This window comes from Streptosporangium sp. NPDC001559 (assembly GCF_042893955.1).
Taxonomy (GTDB): domain Bacteria; phylum Actinomycetota; class Actinomycetes; order Streptosporangiales; family Streptosporangiaceae; genus Streptosporangium.
Window position 1 is genome coordinate 144,411 of record NZ_JBIAVG010000013.1, and the last position, 16,022, is coordinate 160,432.

At 69.6% G+C, this 16,022-nt stretch carries 16 protein-coding genes and 1 riboswitch; of the genes, 11 read left to right on the plus strand and 5 right to left on the minus strand.

What is annotated here, in order from left to right; translation table 11 throughout:
• Positions 1 to 69 precede the first annotated feature (69 nt).
• The 7 genes from ACFYY8_RS27675 (at position 70) to ACFYY8_RS27705 (ending at position 3,494) form a co-directional block, all read left to right on the plus strand.
• Entirely contained in the window at positions 70 to 567 is a 498-nt protein-coding gene (locus ACFYY8_RS27675; RefSeq protein ID WP_390045773.1) for an Asp23/Gls24 family envelope stress response protein, read from the plus strand.
• Positions 564 to 830, plus strand: coding sequence for a hypothetical protein (locus ACFYY8_RS27680; RefSeq protein ID WP_390045775.1), 267 nt, complete (start codon positions 564 to 566; stop codon positions 828 to 830). The genes ACFYY8_RS27675 and ACFYY8_RS27680 overlap by 4 nt, the downstream gene beginning before the upstream one ends.
• On the plus strand, positions 827 to 1,015 hold the full coding sequence (locus ACFYY8_RS27685) for a hypothetical protein (RefSeq protein WP_390045777.1): 189 nt from the start codon (positions 827 to 829) through the stop codon (positions 1,013 to 1,015). The genes ACFYY8_RS27680 and ACFYY8_RS27685 overlap by 4 nt, the downstream gene beginning before the upstream one ends.
• Complete coding sequence (locus tag ACFYY8_RS27690; RefSeq protein ID WP_390045779.1) at positions 1,012 to 1,434, plus strand: Asp23/Gls24 family envelope stress response protein; 423 nt, start codon at positions 1,012 to 1,014, stop codon at positions 1,432 to 1,434. The genes ACFYY8_RS27685 and ACFYY8_RS27690 overlap by 4 nt, the downstream gene beginning before the upstream one ends.
• Positions 1,431 to 2,204: a DUF6286 domain-containing protein gene (locus ACFYY8_RS27695; protein WP_390045781.1), complete on the plus strand. Its 774-nt coding sequence runs from the start codon at positions 1,431 to 1,433 to the stop codon at positions 2,202 to 2,204. The genes ACFYY8_RS27690 and ACFYY8_RS27695 overlap by 4 nt, the downstream gene beginning before the upstream one ends.
• A 271-nt stretch (positions 2,205 to 2,475) precedes the next feature.
• Positions 2,476 to 3,048: a hypothetical protein gene (locus ACFYY8_RS27700; protein WP_390045783.1), complete on the plus strand. Its 573-nt coding sequence runs from the start codon at positions 2,476 to 2,478 to the stop codon at positions 3,046 to 3,048.
• Positions 3,049 to 3,089: 41 nt separating this feature from the next.
• Positions 3,090 to 3,494, plus strand: a complete 405-nt coding sequence (locus ACFYY8_RS27705; RefSeq protein WP_390045785.1) for an antibiotic biosynthesis monooxygenase family protein — start codon at positions 3,090 to 3,092, stop codon at positions 3,492 to 3,494.
• A gap of 60 nt (positions 3,495 to 3,554) precedes the next feature.
• Here the strand turns inward: ACFYY8_RS27705 and ACFYY8_RS27710 are convergent, their stop codons facing one another.
• Entirely contained in the window at positions 3,555 to 4,151 is a 597-nt protein-coding gene (locus ACFYY8_RS27710; protein WP_390045787.1) for an HD domain-containing protein, read from the minus strand.
• A 71-nt stretch (positions 4,152 to 4,222) separates the two neighbouring features.
• On the opposite strand from ACFYY8_RS27710, the gene ACFYY8_RS27715 reads away from it, so the two are divergent.
• From ACFYY8_RS27715 to ACFYY8_RS27725, 3 genes are all read left to right on the plus strand, one after another.
• Entirely contained in the window at positions 4,223 to 5,236 is a 1,014-nt protein-coding gene (locus tag ACFYY8_RS27715; protein ID WP_390045789.1) for a GlxA family transcriptional regulator, read from the plus strand.
• A 403-nt stretch (positions 5,237 to 5,639) separates the two neighbouring features.
• Positions 5,640 to 6,254 carry a cysteine hydrolase family protein gene (locus ACFYY8_RS27720; protein WP_390045791.1) on the plus strand — a complete coding sequence of 205 codons (615 nt, stop codon included), beginning with the start codon at positions 5,640 to 5,642 and terminating at the stop codon, positions 6,252 to 6,254.
• 448 nt (positions 6,255 to 6,702) lie between these two features.
• Positions 6,703 to 8,331, plus strand: a complete 1,629-nt coding sequence (locus ACFYY8_RS27725) for a heparinase II/III family protein (RefSeq protein WP_390045793.1) — start codon at positions 6,703 to 6,705, stop codon at positions 8,329 to 8,331.
• 59 nt (positions 8,332 to 8,390) lie between these two features.
• On the opposite strand, the gene cimA is transcribed toward ACFYY8_RS27725, so the two are convergent.
• The 3 genes from cimA to ACFYY8_RS27740 all read right to left on the minus strand — a co-directional run bounded on the left by cimA (position 8,391) and on the right by ACFYY8_RS27740 (position 12,745).
• Entirely contained in the window at positions 8,391 to 9,971 is a 1,581-nt protein-coding gene (cimA, locus tag ACFYY8_RS27730; RefSeq protein ID WP_390045796.1) for a citramalate synthase, read from the minus strand.
• Positions 9,972 to 10,420: 449 nt separating this feature from the next.
• Complete coding sequence (locus ACFYY8_RS27735; protein ID WP_390045798.1) at positions 10,421 to 11,515, minus strand: branched-chain amino acid aminotransferase; 1,095 nt, start codon at positions 11,513 to 11,515, stop codon at positions 10,421 to 10,423.
• A 183-nt stretch (positions 11,516 to 11,698) separates the two neighbouring features.
• Positions 11,699 to 12,745 (minus strand): 3-isopropylmalate dehydrogenase, encoded by a 1,047-nt coding sequence (locus ACFYY8_RS27740; protein ID WP_390045800.1) that lies wholly within the window; start codon positions 12,743 to 12,745, stop codon positions 11,699 to 11,701.
• Positions 12,746 to 12,893: 148 nt separating this feature from the next.
• Positions 12,894 to 13,108: riboswitch (cyclic di-AMP (ydaO/yuaA leader) on the plus strand.
• Here ACFYY8_RS27740 and ACFYY8_RS27745 point away from each other — a divergent pair.
• Positions 13,096 to 13,803 carry a C40 family peptidase gene (locus ACFYY8_RS27745; protein ID WP_390045803.1) on the plus strand — a complete coding sequence of 236 codons (708 nt, stop codon included), beginning with the start codon at positions 13,096 to 13,098 and terminating at the stop codon, positions 13,801 to 13,803. (Overlaps the previous riboswitch by 13 nt.)
• Before the next feature lie 535 nt (positions 13,804 to 14,338).
• Here the strand turns inward: ACFYY8_RS27745 and serA are convergent.
• The gene (gene serA, locus ACFYY8_RS27750) at positions 14,339 to 15,928 is read right to left on the minus strand and encodes a phosphoglycerate dehydrogenase (RefSeq protein ID WP_390045806.1); all 1,590 of its coding nucleotides are present in this window, start codon (positions 15,926 to 15,928) and stop codon (positions 14,339 to 14,341) included.
• Between the last annotated feature and the right edge of the window lie 94 nt (positions 15,929 to 16,022).

The window sequence follows — 16,022 nt, forward strand, 5'->3', positions numbered from 1 at the left end:
GGGGGGTATGAGAGGCATAGGTAACTTCCGGGGAAGCCGAGCGTCTTCCCCTCGGGGGAGGGAATCGACGTGACCGAAGCCAACACGGTGAACAGGCCGAGGGGCGAGGGCAACCCCGCGCCGCAGGCTCGGACCGACGTCGCCGCGAGCCAGGGAGGCCTGGTGACCCCCAAGGGGACCACCAGCATCGACAGCGGGGTCGTCGCGAAGATCGCGGGACTGTCGGCCAGAGAGGTGAACGGCGTCTACAACATGGGCGCCGGAACGGCACGGGCGCTGGGCGCCGTACGCGGCATCGTCGGCGGTGACAAGAGCACCGCCACCCAGGGTGTGTCCGTCGAGGTGGGCGAACGGCAGGCGGCGGTCGATCTCGACCTGGTCGTCGAGTACGGCGTGGCCATCCCCGACCTGGCGGCCTCCGTACGCCGCAACGTGATCACCGGCGTCGAACGCATGACCGGGCTTGAGGTGACCGAGGTCAACATCAAGGTCGACGACGTCCACCTGCCCGGCGACAAGGACGGGGAGAAGACCGACCAGCCCGATCAGGAACCCCGCGTCCAGTGACCGAACTCGCGCGGGAGATAGCCGACGCCGTACGGCACTGCCCCGACGTCGCGGACCTGTCCGGCGGCCCCTTCGGGACCGTGGCGACCTACCTTCCGGGAGAGCGCGTCTCCGGCGTCGCCCTTCGTGAGGACGAGGTCGAGGTCTCCATAGTCGCCCGGCGGACACGGCCGCTTCCGGAGATCGCCGACGAGGTACGGCTCGCGCTCGCGCCCCTGGTCGGCGACCGCGCCGTGAACGTGCATATCGGAGGTATTCGATGAACCAGTTCCCAATCTGGTCGGTGGCCGGGCTGACCGCCGGCATCGCCCTGGGCTTCGCGGCGGCGTTCGGCGGCCTCGGCGCCTTCCTGCTCGTGCTCGTGCTCGGCGCCGTCGGATTCCTCATCGGCCGCATCGTCGAGGGCGGCGAGATCGACGTGTCCCGGCTGTCGGCGAGACGGCGATGACCGCTCCGGCCGGCGTGCCGACCGCTCCTGGGCCACCGGCCGCCGCACGGCCCGCCGTACCGGCGGAACTGCGAGGCAGGACGGAGATCCCCGAGCGGGTCGTCACCCGCATCGCGGTCCGCGCGGCCAAGGAGGTGGAACGGGTGCGGGAGGTTCGCGAGCGGGGGCCGCTGACCTTCGGGAGACACACCCACTCCACCGTCGACGGAGGGCTCGCCCTGCTGGAGCTTGAGGTCTCCGTCGACTATCCGGCCCCGTTGCTGGAGACGGCCGAGGAGATCCGGCGGCACGTCGGCGAACGCGTCCACACGCTGACCGGACTGTCCGTCGGCCAGATCGACCTCGACGTGACCGGGGTGGTCCCCTCTCCCGAGGAGCAGGGCCCGCCCCGCCAGACCGTGTGGGAGGAGGAAGGATGACCGTCCCTCCCTCGGATCCTTCGTCGGGCTCCTCCTGGAGCCCCGCCCGGGAGGCGGAGGACGACACCGTCCCCATTCCCGGGTCACAGGTCCCCACCTCGGGGGAAAGGCCCGTCCCGGTTCCTGTCCCCGGGACGGGTCCCGCCCCCGGGACATCCACCGCACCCGGCGCGGAGGTCACGGAGGAGACCGCTCCGCCCGCGCGGGTTCCGAGGAACCACGCCGCGGACAGGGCGGCCGTCAGGGCCTTCCGTCCGCGCCGGGTGGTCCCCGCCGTCATCACCGCCGTGCTGATGACGGCGCTGGGCGTCGTCGTGGCCGCGGAGGTGATCTCCGCGTTGCTCGGCCGCCCGCTGCGCTGGACACCGTACGACCGGATGCTCTCCTGGGCGTCCACGACCAGGTGGGACGACTCCAGGGTGCTGTTCGGCGCCGGGGTGGTCGCGCTGCTCGGCCTGCTGCTGGTGCTGCTGGCCCTCATACCGGGACGGCCCAGGCTCATCCCGGTCAGGACGGGCGACCCCGAACTGATCATCGGCATGCAGCCAAAGGGTTTCACCCGCGCGCTGACCCACGCCGCGGAACAGGTGCCCGGGATCGACCGTGCCCGCGTCAGGCTGCGGGGCAGGACCGCCGAGGTGACGGCCCACAGCCCGCTGCGCGAGCCGGCCGGGCTCACCGAGGCCGTACAGCGGGCCGTGACCACACGGATCGCCGCCCTCGGCCCGCTGAAGGACTATCCGGTGCGTGTACGCCTGCGGGGAGATTGACATCCTCCCGGTCCCGAAAGGACCGGGATTCCCGGCCGAAACCGGGTGGTTCGCGGTTCACAGCCCCGCCCAACGACTGGAGGGCTCCCCGCGCTGCCACCCCATGCCCTGGGGCGGTCACGCAACGCCAGCTTGGTTATCGCCAGCTTGGTTATCGCCAGCCCGATCACCGTAGCAAACCCTGCTGAGCACATCCGGAGAACACCATGAGAGACCGTTCCGCATATCCTCCCCGCCCTGAAGGACGGGGCATCCATGCTGGAGGGACGTGATGAGCGCCGTGAACAGGAAGACGGGGCGGGGCAACAGGGTCGGCCTGTTGATCATGGGGGTGCTGCTGTTGCTCCTCGGCGGCTACACGCTGGCCCGGGGCGCGCACACCCTGCCCAGGGCGGTGGCGCCCGGGGACGAACCGCTGGTCAACGACCCGGTACGGGCCGTCTTCGCCGCCCACTCGCCGTGGCTGTGGTGGGTGATCGCCCTGGCGGCGATCGTGCTGGCCCTGTTCGGCCTGCGCTGGCTCCTCGTGCAGGGACGGCGTGACCGGCTGGGCGACTTCCGCCTGCAGAGCGGTTCCGGCGGGACCACCGACGTGCGCGGCTCGACCGTCGCCGACGCGGTCGCCGACGAGGTCGGCGCCCACCCGGCGGTCCTGAGCGCCAGCGCCGCGATGGTCGGCACGAAGGCCCATCCCGCCGTACGGCTGCGCGTCGTCGCCGACGAGGACGCGCCGATGAGCGCGCTGCGCGAGCAACTCGGCCGCCGCGCCATCCCCCACATGCGCCAGGCCCTGGAACTGGCGCACGTACCGGCCATCACCAGGGTGAACCTGGAGAGGCGCTAGTCACACGAACCGGCGTCGACCTCGTGGGGCAGGATGAGTGCATGAGCGTTGTGAAGATCAATGTGCTGACCGTTCCCGCCGAACGGCGCGAGGAACTGGAACAGCGTTTCTCCGGGCGGGCCGGGATGGTCGAGTCCTCCGACGGCTTCGAGTGGTTCGAGCTGCTCCGCCCGCTGGAGGGCACCGACCAGTACCTCGTCTACACCCGTTGGAGGTCCGAGGAGGACTTCGAACGGTGGACGCAGAGCCAGGCCTTCCAGCGAGGCCACGCCCAGGCCTCGACCGAGGCCGCGGCGCAGGGCCGGCAGGGCCACAGCCATGCGGCGGCCCCTCATCAGGGGCCCGGCCAGGGGCACGGTCATGGCCACGGCGGACCCGCCGCGACCGGTTCCACCCTGTGGTCCTTCGAGGTCGTCCAGAGCACCGGCCCCAAGAACGGTTCCTGACCACCGCCTCGTGAGCGCGGCGGAGCACGGCCCTTCGGGCACCGGGGGCGCCGCCGCGCGTCAGCGGTCCAGGATGTTCGACGCGACCCGGGCGGCGAAGCCGTTGCGGACGAAGTGGCCGGCCAGGCTGGTGGGTTTGCGCTTCGCCTGGTCCTCGAAGCACGCGGCGAACTCTCCGGCGATCCCGAGGCGGGGGTGACGTTCGAGGATCTCGGCCCTCAGCTCCTCGGGGAAGGCCTCCGACCGTCTTCCTGAGATGTCCAGGCCGGTGGACAGTTCGAGCAGGTGCCCCTCCGGGTCCTTCTCGACGTCCACCTCGTTCCACATGTGGCGCACGATCACCTCGGAGGCGCGCGCCCGCCGTTCCACCGGCCATCCGGCCGCCGCGCAGAAGACCCACGCGAGGTGGCCCCCCGCCTCCTCGAACGGCACCGTGTGGCTGTCGAACTCCCTGACCAGGCCGATGTCGTGGAGCATCGAGGAGACGTAGAGCAGTTCGGCGTCGAAGGCGATGTCGTTCATCGCGGCGTACGCCGCGGCCCACAGGTAGGCCCGCACGGAGTGGTTCAGCAACGCGGGCGAGCAGTAGGCGGTCGCCACTTCGAGGGCCGCGCGGGTGGCCGGGGTCTCAGGGACCACGATTTCGGCGTATTTCATATGACTCAGCCTTCCGTGACCGCCGATGACCTGCGAGTGGCCGGAAAGACAACCATCGATAGGATTCCGCCATGGGGTTCAGCACGATCGCCGTGGTGATGTTCGACGAGATCCCGCTGTTCGAGGCCTCCGTGCCGATCGCGGTCTTCGGCGAGCGGTGTGCCGGGGTTCCGGCGTTCGACGTGCGGGCGGTCTCCGCCGAGGGCGGCCCGGTGCGGACGAACGCGGGCATCGCGCTGTCGGCGCCGTACGGCTTGGACGCCGTGGACGAGGCCGATCTGGTGATCGTGCCGACCTGGCGGCACCCGCTCGACCGGCCGCCCGCCGCCGAGGCCCTTACGGCGCTGCGTTCGGCCCACCGCAGGGGCGCGACCGTCGTCGGACTGTGCCTGGGCACGTTCGTGCTGGCCGCGGCCGGGCTGCTGGACGGACGGCCCGCCGCGACCCACTGGCGTTACGCCCCGCTGCTCGCCTCCAGATATCCGAGCATCGAGGTCAAGCCCGACGTGCTGTACGTGGACGAGGGTGACCTGCTGACCTCGGCGGGTAGCGCGGGCGGCATCGACCTGTGTCTCCATCTCGTCCGCAGGGCCTACGGCCACCAGGTGGCCAACGACATCGCCAGGTCCATGGTGATGCCGCCGCACAGGGCCGGTGGGCAGGCGCAGTACATCGACCATCCCGTTCCGGTTCCCGAGATCGGCGACCCGCTGGGCGAGACCCTGGAATGGGCTCTGCGCAATCTCGACCAGGAACTGACCGTGGACGCCCTGTCCTCCCGGGCCATGATGAGCCGCCGCACCTTCGACCGGCGCTTCCGCCAGGCCACCGGGACCACCCCCACCCAGTGGCTGCTCCACCAGCGGGTCCTGCACGCGCAACGCCTGCTGGAGACCACCGGCGAACCGGTCGAACGGGTGGCCCGCAGATCCGGCTTCGCCTCCGCGGTGGCCCTACGCCCCCACTTCCGCCGCCAGGTAGGCGTCTCCCCCACCACCTACCGCCAAGCCTTCGGCCCCCAGCCTGACCCCGCCCATACCCTCCCTCAAGACCCCTCCCTTGAGGCTTACCCGCGCCGTGCGTGAGGGGCTTGGGCTTTACCGGCCCCAAGTGTGAGGAGTGCCGGCTTGGGCGCGTCGGTGCTTGGACTGAGGAACGCAGGAGCGCAGCGACGCAGAGACGAGGGAAAGCACCGACCCGAAGCGCCCAAGCCCGCGACGCCGCAGGCGGAGCAAAGAGGCAGGGCTTGGGCGCGTCGGTGCTTGGACTGAGGAACGCGGGAGCGCAGCGACGCAGTGACGAGGGAAAGCACCGACCCGAAGCGCCCAGGCCCGCGACGCCGCAGGCGGAGCAAAGAGACACAGCACCGACCCGAAGCGCCCAAGCCCGCGACGCCGCAGGCGGAGCAAAGAGGCAGGGCCGGATTTTTGTGGCCAATGGCTGAGAGAACTATCACGCGAGCATGGCCTGTTCCGTCAAGCTTGGGCCATGAAGCGAGCACTAGTCGTCATCGACGTCCAGAACGAGTACTTCACCGGCAATCTACCGATCGCCTTCCCCCCTCGGCAGGAGAGTCTCGCCAACATCGTGGCCACCATGGACGTGGCGCGCGAGCACGGTGTTCCCGTGGTGATCGTCAGGCACACCGCTCCGGCCGAGTCCCCGCTGTTCGCGAACGGCAGCCCTTCCTGGGAGCTGCGCGAGGAGGTCGGGAGCAGGCCGTACGACCACCTGGTGGACAAGACGCTGGCGTCGTCCTTCGTCGGGACGGACCTGGCCGAGTGGCTGGCCGCCCAGGAGATCGACACGGTGACCATCACCGGGTACATGACCCAGAACTGCGACGAGTCGACCGCCCGTGACGCCGCCCACCTGGGCCTGAAGGTGGAGTTCCTGTCCGACGCGACCGGCGCCCTCCCGCTGTCCAACAACGCGGGCACCGCGACCGCCGAGGAGCTGCACAACCACGTGCTGGTGGTGATGGCCTCCAACTTCGCCGCCGTGGCGACCACCGCGGAGTGGATCGACGCGGTCAGGGCCGGTGAGCCCCTCCCCCACTCGAACATCTGGGTGAGCACCGAGATCGCCCGCGCCACTCCCTGACCGGCACGAGAACACCTCAGCCGGGGACGCCTCAGGCGCCCCTCACCCCCAAAAGGTCACAGAAGCCACAAAGAAACCAGAGGGCCCGCTTTTCCCCGATGACTCACCGCTAAACTGACCCGACCTGGACACCCCCACGGACAGAGCCGTCCAGCGCCCCCTTCTCTGGTTGAACGGCGTGGCCTGGGCGCCGTCCGTGCTTGGACTGAGGAGCCGACCTTGGCCCCCTCATCGCCGGGGTTGAGAGTTCTGGTTCGAGCACCGTCGGTTAGGGGTGAGGGTTTTGGTTTGGGCGCCGTCGGTGCTTGGACTGAGGAACGCGGGAGCACGACGACGGAGAGCTGAGGAAAAGCTCCGGCTCGAAGGCGCCCGGACCCCGCGACGCCGCCGGGCGACGCGAAGGAACACAGCGCTGGCCGTCTCGTTCGTCCTGGCCCTGACCTGCGGCGTGACGAACGGTACGGCGCAGGCCGCCGAAACGGTCAAGCGGACGGCCGAGTGCCAGGGAGACTGGCTGCCGGCGACGCCGACCTCGGCGGACATCATGGCGGGCAAGGTCGAGTTCGTCGGGCTGCCGCCGGTGAAGGTGGGCAAGGACGTCAACTGGCGTGCCGACCCGTACCGCAACCGGTCCTGGAGCATGGTCTTCCACTCGCTGCGCTGGATGGGCCGCCTGGTCGCCGACTACGAGACGACCGGTGAGAAGGCCTATCTGGCCCGGGCCACCGAGATCGCCAAGGACTGGGTGGCGGACAACCCCAGAGGCGGGGGGCCGAAGGCCAGCCCGTACGCCTGGCAGGAGCACCCGATCGCGCTGCGTGCCCCGGCCCTGACGTGCCTCAGCAGGCACGTCAACGAGTCCTGGCTGTCGAAGAGCCTGGCCGAGCACGCCAAGATGCTCTCCAACCCGGCCCTGTACGAGAAGGGGCACAACCATGGGATGGACCAGGACATCGCGCTGTTCGGCATCGGCTGCCGCTTCAAGAACACGGCGTGGTCGAACCTGGCGCTCAGGCGGCTGACCACGACCGTCAAGCTCGACATCGACTCCCAGGGGGTGCTGCGTGAGCAGGCCCCGCGGTACGCGATCTACGTCTACGACCGGCTCAAGCTCGCGATGGAGCGCATCGAGGAGTGCGGCAGGAAGGTTCCCGGCGAGATCCGCTCCCGGTGGGAGTCTCTTGAGGACTTCATCTCCCACTCGACGCAGCCGAACGGGTTCATGGTCCCGATCGGCGACGGTGGCGCCGACGTGCAGCCCTCGGGCTACGACCACCCCAAGAAGACGGTCCGGGTCTTCGGCAACGGCTATGTCTACGGGCGCACCGCCTGGGGCAAGCCCGAGTCGGCGTTCTACTCCATCCGGTTCGGCCCGGCCCTGAGGTTCCACGGCCATGAGGACCACCTGGGGGTGACCTACTACGCGCAGGGCCGTGACGTCCTGGTCGACGTGGGCTTCGACTCCTACGAGAAGACCCCCTACCGGCGCTGGACGATGTCGCCTGAGGCGCACAACACCCCCGCCGTGGTCGGCGCCCGGTTCCGTCCCAAGACGGCCAGCGCCCTGAGCAAGTCCTCGGTCGGGCAGGACAGGCAGAGTTACCGGCTGACCGACAGGGCCTACGGCGTGCCGAGGACCCGGTCGGTGCTGGTCAACCACGGCGATGACGTGATGGCGGTGCTGGACACCGTTCCCCGGGGCTCCAGGGTGAGCAACGTCTGGCACTTCGCCCGCGAGCTGTCCCTGGTCTCCAACGGCGGCGGCCGGATCGTGGTCAAGGACAAGTCCGGCTGGAAGGCGACGCTGGTCCAGCTGTCCATGCCCTCCTGCAAGCCGGTCGGCGGGCAGCGGGTGGTCTCCGGGCAGCAGAACCCCTTCCAGGGCTGGGTCTCTCCCACCTATCTGAACAAGCAGGCCGCTCCCGCGGTCCTGTCCCCCGTCACGGAGGGCGCGTTACTCACCGTCGTGGTGCCGGGAACCGCCTCCCCCGAGGTCTCCTGCTCGGGCGGCAGGGTGCGGTTGCAGACCTCCGAGGGCCAGGTCAGCTTCAAGGTCTCGGGCGCCAACCTGTCCTGACCTCGTTCTCCGCCCGCCCCGCGATGGGTACGGCCCAGGCCGTACCCCTCGCGGTGAGGTCAGTCGGCGATGTGGCCCGCCCTGAGCAGGCCGTAGGTGACCGCCTGCTCAAGGGCCTGCCAGGAGGCCTCGATGATGTTCTCGTCGACGCCGACGGTCGCCCACTCACCGGTCTCGTCGCTCGACGTGATGAGGACCCTGGTCACGGCGTCCGTGCCGTGGGTGCCCTCAAGGATGCGCACCTTGAAGTCGATCAGCTCGACGGCCGCGAGCTCGGGGTAGAGCTTCTCCAGGCCGAGCCGTACGGCCTTGTCCAGGGCGTTGACCGGGCCGTTTCCCTCACCGGTCGAGACGATCCGCTCGCCCTTGGCGTGCAGCTTGACCGTGGCCTCGCTGACCAGTTCGCCGTCGCGGGTCCGCTCGACGATCACCCGCCACGACTCGACCTCGAAGTGGCGCCGCCTGCGGTCACCGGCGACGGTGTCGCGCAGCAGCAGTTCGAAGGAGGCGTCGGCCGCCTCGAAGGTGTAGCCCCTCGACTCAAGCTCCTTGACCCGTTCGACGAGGACACGCGAGGTGTCCTGCGACAGGTCGTAGCCGAGTTCGCGCCCCTTGAGCTCGACGGAGGCGCGGCCCGCCATGTCGGAGACGAGCATGCGCATGTCGTTGCCGACCTGGGAGGGGTCGATGTGCTGGTAGAGGTTGGGGTCGACCTTGATGGCGCTGGCGTGCAGCCCGGCCTTGTGAGCGAAGGCGGAGACGCCCACGTAGGGGGCGTGGGAGTTCGGGGTGACGTTGGTGACCTCGGTGATGGCGTGCGCGATACGGGTCATGTCGGCCAGCGCCTCCTTCGGGACGAGGTCGAAGCCCCGCTTGAGCTGAAGGTTGGCGACCACGGTGAACAGGTTGGCGTTGCCCGAGCGCTCCCCGTAGCCGTTGGCGCAGCCCTGTACGTGGGTGGCGCCCGCCTTCACCGCGGCCAGGGTGTTGGCCACCGCGCAGCCGGTGTCGTCGTGGCAGTGGATGCCGATCCTGGCCGTGGTCTCGACGGCGGCGGCGACGACCTCGGCGAGTTCGTCGGGGAGCATGCCGCCGTTGGTGTCGCACAGGGCGATGACCGAGACCCCCGCCTCGGCGGCGGTGCGCAGGACTTCGAGCGCGTAGGCTGGGTTGGACTTGTAGCCGTCGAAGAAGTGCTCGGCGTCGAGGAAGACCCGCTGGCCCTCCGCACGAAGGTGAGAAACCGTGTCGCGGATCATCGCGAGGTTCTCCTGGAGAGTCGTGCGAAGGGCCAGCTCCACGTGCCGGTCGTGACTCTTGGCGACAAGGGTCACGACCGGCGCGCCGGATTCGCGCAGCGCGGCGACCAACGGGTCGTCGGCGGCCTTGACGCCTGCTCGGCGGGTCGCGCCGAACGCGGCTAGCTGCGCGTGCTTCAGATCGAGCTCTGTTCGAGCCCGTCTGAAGAACTCTGTGTCCTTGGGGTTGGCGCCCGGCCAACCGCCTTCGATGAAGCCGACGCCCAGGCTGTCCAGGTGGCGGGCGATGGCCAGCTTGTCCACGACCGTGAGGTTGAGGCCCTCCTGCTGGGCACCGTCACGGAGTGTCGTGTCGTACACGTGGAAGCGGTCGTCGGCCATATCAGTCTCCTTCGCGGGGTTTCGATGTGATTCGCCGCGCGCTCTCTCGGCTCTGAGAAACAAAAAAACCCCTCACGGACGTGAGAGGTCTGCGCGCTGGCGGTGTCCTTTTTCAGCCAGCGCGCCTGCCGATAATGAGCAGACCGTAGAACATGGTGTCTTGGAGTCTGCCACACCCAACCACCACTTGACACATTGATCTCAGGATCTGGAACGCCCGTCCCGCCTGCGGGCCCGGAAATCGTTCGCGGAGACCGCTCTGACCAGCGAGAACGACTGCCCCGAGGCGGCTTCCCCGGAGGCGGCCGTGGGGCGGCGCCCACTCGCGCACGCCGCGCGGCCCGACGGCGCGCTCGCGGCGCGGTCGGGGGAGCTCATGAGTTCAGGCCGCCGGTGACCGGGTGGCGTCGCTGACGCTCCCGGTCGCCGACGGCCTCGGGTCCGTGAGATCAGCAGATCTTGTGCACCCAGTCGTGGGTGTCGGGGCGGGAGCCGTACTGGATGCCGACCAGGGCCTCGCGGACCTTGGCGGTGACCGGGCCCTGGGCGCCGTCACCGATGGTCCAGGCGCGGTCGGCGCCCTTGACCGAGCCGACCGGGCTCACCACGGCGGCGGTGCCGCAGGCGAAGACCTCGGTGAGGTCGCCGGACTCGCAGCCCGCCTGCCACTCCTCGATCGACAGGCGGCCCTCCTCGGCGGTCAGGCCGAGCTCGGCGGCCAGGGTGAGGATCGAGTCGCGGGTGATGCCGGGCAGGAGGGTGCCGGTCAGGGCGGGGGTGAGGAGCCGGTCGCCGTAGACGAAGAACAGGTTCATCCCGCCCATCTCCTCGACGTAGCGGTGCTCGTTGGCGTCGAGCCAGACGACCTGGTCGCAGCCCTGCTCGACGGCCTGGCGCTGCGCGACGAAGGCCGCGGCGTAGTTGCCGCCGCACTTGGCGAAGCCGGTGCCACCGGGGGCCGCGCGGGTGTACTCGGTGGACAGCCAGACCGAGACGGCCTTGGCCGCGCCGAAGTAGGCCGCCGCGGGAGAGGCGATCACCATGTAGCGGTAGGTCCGCGAGGGGTAGTTGACGCCGAGCGCGGGCTGGGTGGCGATCATGAAGGGGCGCAGGTAGAGGCTGTGGCCCTGGGTGGTCGGCACCCATTCGCGGTCGGTCTGCACGAGCAGTTCGATCGACTCGACGAACGCCTCCCGCGGCAGTTCCGGCATGGCCATGCGCAGCGCCGACTGGTTGAAGCGGGCGGCGTTGGCGTACGGCCTGAAGCAGGCGATCGAGCCGTTCTCCTGCCGGTAGGCCTTCAGCCCCTCGAAAAGTTCCTGGGCGTAGTGGAAGACCGAGGTCGCCGGGTCGAGGCTGAGCGGGCCGTACGGCGTGAGCCGCGCGTCGTGCCAGCCCTCTCCCTCGGTGTAGTCGATGGAGATCATGTGGTCGGTGAAGGTCTGACCGAATCCGGGATTCGCCAGTACCTGCTCGCGCTCGGCTGTGGAACGAGCGTGGTCGGAGAGCTGCACGTCGAAGGTCAGCTTCTGAGCGGTGGTCATGGCGGCGGTCCTTCTCTTCGTGGCGGAGTACACCTACGGTCCATTCTGGAACGGAGCAGGCACCGGAAAACTACTGCATATATGCCAAAATCCGGCAGCCTGCTCGGTGAGACGAACAAAAAAAGACGCGCCCGGTGGCTCTGCTGAGCCACCGGGCGCGTCTGGGGTCGTGCGGGCGGCTTGTCAGCCGGCTACTCGGGCGGTGATGTCGTCGCCGATCTCGTGGGTGGTACGGCTCGCCCACCCGGTCTGGCGCTCGACCAGGTCCTCGGCCACGGCCTGCTCGACCTTGGCCGCCTCCTCGGTCAGGCCGAGGTGGTCCAGGAGCATGGCGACCGACAGGATCGTGGCGGTCGGGTCGGCCTTGCCCTGGCCCGCGATGTCGGGGGCGCTGCCGTGGACCGGCTCGAACATGCTGGGCGCGGTGCGGTCGGGGTTGACGTTCCCGCTGGCCGCGAGGCCGATGCCACCGGCGACGGCGGCGCCGAGGTCGGTGATGATGTCGCCGAAGAGGTTGTCGGTGACGATCACGTCGAACCGCTCCGGCTGGGTGACGAAGAACATCGAGGCCGCGTCGACGTGGTAGTAGTCGGTGGCGACGTCGGGGTACTCAAGGCTGACCCGGTCGACGGTGCGGGACCACAGGTCGCCGGCGAAGGTGAGGACGTTGGTCTTGTGGATCAGCGACAGCTTCTTGCGCGGCCTGCTGAGCGCCTTCTCGAAGGCGTAGCGGACGACGCGCTCGACACCGTAGGCGGTGTTCAGCGACTCCTGCGTGGCGATCTCGTACGGCGTGCCACGGCGCAGCACACCACCGGCGCCCGCGTAGAGGCCCTCGGTGCCCTCGCGGATGACGACCATGTCGATGTCCTCGGGGCGGGAGCCGCCCAGCGGGGTCGCGACGCCGGGGAAGAGCTTGACCGGACGCAGGTTGACGTAGTGGTCGAGCTCGAAGCGGAGCTTGAGCAGCAGGTCGCGCTCCAGGATGCCCGGCGGCACACTGGGGTCGCCGACCGCGCCGAGCAGGATCGCGTCGTAACCGCGCAGTTCGTCGAGGACCGCCTCGGGCAGGATCTCACCGGTTCTGTGGTACCGGCCGGCACCCAGGTCGTAGGTGGTGGTCTCCACCTTCGTTCCGACGGCTTCGAGGACCTTCAGGCCCTCGGTGACGACCTCGACCCCGATCCCGTCTCCAGGGATGACGGCCAGACGAACATTGCGCGAATCCATACCGGGCACCCTATCTGCTCTGTCTCGACAATCGAACCATCGATCTCACCCCTCGGACACTTCCCTCTCGGGAAAGCCCCGAAAAGTTTGTCCTGTTTGCGATCTTTTGACCGTTTCGTTAAGGTCCTGGCCATTCGCATCGTCGCCTAATTCGCGCAGGCCATCCCCCTCTTTCGGTCCGCGCGGAGCCGGGGAACCACTTCCGGGGTCCACGAGGCGTCCGAGCCGCACTCCGTCTGGCGGAGCACGTTCCCGGCGTTTTCCACGAGGCCCCTCGGGGCGAGTCGGCGCCACCACGCGCCGTAGGGCGACCTCCACGCCCGAGCCCGACAGCTCACCCGGCCGGCCCTATGGAAGGAACGGTCCTGAACGGCAAGACCTACCCCCGTGTCCTGACCCTGATCGTCACCGGCTCGACCATCCTCGCGACGCCCGCCGTCGCACTGGCGGACTCCTCCCTCACCACCTCCTCCCCCACTCCTCTCCTCGCGCTCGCCGCCGCCGGGTTCGCCCTCGCGCACCCGGCCCCCACCGCGGAGAACTCCCGGACCCCGCTCACCGCCCCCACCGTCGAACCCGCCCCGGCCGGCTTCTCCGGGACCGGGCGGAAGGTCCCGGCCTGGAAGAAGGCGCTGAACTGGGCGATGTCCAAGCGCGGCACGCCGTACGTCTGGGGCGGCACGGGCAGGGGCGGCTTCGACTGCTCGGGCCTGATGCTCCGCGCGTACGGCGCCGCGGGCATCCGGCTGCCCCGCACGACGACCCAGCAGTACTCCGCGTTCGCCAGGAAGATCTCCTGGAAGAACCTCAAGCCCGGCGACCTGGTCTTCTTCCACAACCTCGGTCACGTCGGCATGATCACCAAGCCCGGTTACATGGTCCACGCCCCGCGCAGCGGCGACGTGGTCAAGGTGGAGAAGCTGCGGGCCTGGCGCCGCGCCAGCTTCGCAGGAGCCGTACGGCCGGACCCCAAGGGGGTCGAGCTCGCCGACGAGCAGGCGGAGCTGGACACGGCGATCAGGCAGTCGACCCAGGCCGGTACGGCCGTCGCCCGCTGACCCGCGCCTCTCCCGGTCCCGGGCGCCGCACCGTCCGTGGACTCGGAGGGCCTCGGGAGGACTCGGCTCAGGAGGAGTGCGGGGGCACTCCGCCGTTGTCGCGGCGGTCCAGCGCGGTCTGCAGGGCCTGGGCGGCCTCGTTCTCGTTGTCCTCGGGACGGTTCCAGGGATACATGTCGTACATGACGCTTCTCGTCTCGTTCGCACGGAGCTGACTGAAGGAGGAAGGGGAGCCTGGACCCTGGTCACGGGTCCTCATCGGATCGCGGATCCGGATCACGGATCGGCGGGAAGCCGGGGCCGACGAACGCCATCACACCGCGGCGAGTTGCCGGCCCGCCCCTGTGTCAGGCCTCGCCGCGGCAGGTAATAAGTACGAGAACCTGGCGCATTACCAGCCATAATAACCGGCCTCCTGAAATCTGTCTCACCCTTCGTGCAGCCTTCTCATATATTGAGACGACGCTCAGTCGGAAAAACAGACGGCCGCCGCCCCGCGAACGGGGGCGGCGGCCGTGGGAGCCGTGCTCCGGGATCAGTCGGCCAGGTCGACCGAGCGGCCGCTGTCGGCGCCGATCTCGCCGCCGATCTGGTCGAGCACCTCGGCCGGGATGGCGGAGTCGACGGTCAGCGCGATGAGGGCCTTGCCGCCCTTGGCGTCCCTGGCGACCTGCATGGAGGCGATGTTGATGCCGTGGTCGCCGAGGATTCGGCCGACGACGCCGACGACGCCGGGGCGGTCGTCGTAGGTGAAGAACGACAGGTGGTCGGTCGGCTCGATCTCCATCTGGTAGCCGTTGACCTCGACGATCTTCGTGACCTGCCGCGGGCCGGAGAGCGTGCCGGAGACCGAGACGGCGCGGCCGTCGGCCAGGACGCCGCGGACGGTCACCACGTTGCGCCAGTCGGGGCTCTCCGCGCTGGTCACCAGCTCGACGGTGACGCCGCGGTCCTTGGCCAGGAGCGGGGCGTTCACGTAGGTGACGGAGTCCTCGATCACGTCGGTGAAGACGCCCTTGAGGGCGGCCAGCTCCAGAACGCGGACGTCCTGGGAGGCGATCTCGCCGCGCACCTCGACGTCGAGCCTGGTGGCGACCTCACCGGCGAGAGCCGTGAAGACGCGGCCGAGCTTCTCCGCCAGGGGCAGGCCCGGCTTGACGTCCTCGGCGACGGCGCCGCCCTGGACGTTGACGGCGTCCGGCACGAACTCGCCGGCCAGGGCCAGCTTCACGCTGCGCGCGACCTGGGTGCCGGCCTTCTCCTGGGCCTCGTGGGTCGAGGCGCCCAGGTGCGGGGTGACGACGACCTGGTCCAGCTCGAACAGCGGGCTGTCGGTGACGGGCTCCTTGGGGAACACGTCGATGCCCGCGCCCGCGACGCGGCCTTCCTTGATCGCGGAGTAGAGGGCGCCCTCGTCGATGATGCCGCCGCGCGCGACGTTGATCAGGCGAACCGACGGCTTGACCTGGTGCAGCTCGCGGTCACCGATGAGCCCGATGGTCTCCTTGGACTTGGGCAGGTGCACGGTGATGAAGTCGGACTCGCGCAGGACCTCTTCGAGGGAGGCCAGCCTGACGCCCATCTGCGCGGCGCGGGCGGGCTGCAGGTAGGGGTCGTAGGCGATCAGCTCGACGCCGAACGGCTGCAGGCGCTGGGCGACCAGCTGGCCGATCTTGCCGAGGCCGAGGATGCCGACGACCTTCTCGTCCAGCTCGACGCCGGTGTACTTCGAGCGCTTCCACTCGCCGCCCTTGAGCGCGGCGTGGGCCTGGGCGACGTTGCGGGCCGAGGCGAGGATCAGCGCGACGGTGTGCTCGGCGGCGCTGGTGATGTTGGAGGTGGGCGCGTTGACGACCATGACGCCTGCCTTGGTCGCGGCCTCAACGTCGACGTTGTCGAGTCCGACGCCCGCGCGGGCGACGACGCGGAGCTTGGGCGCGGCGGCGATCGCCTCCGCGTCCACCTGGGTGGCGCTGCGCACGATGAGCGCGTCCACGTCGGCGAGGGCGGGCAGGAACTTGGCGCGGTCGGCGCCGTCGGTGTGGCGGACCTCGAAGTCGGCTCCCAGGACGGCGAGACCTGCCTCGGAGAGTTCCTCTGCGACCAGTACGACGGGCTTGTTCACGGGCTGGATCCTTTGGAGACGTGGAGGCTGCGGACGGACCTCACGTAGTCTATCGAGGCTTGTGAACGCGTTCACGAGTGTCCCGCGATCCGAG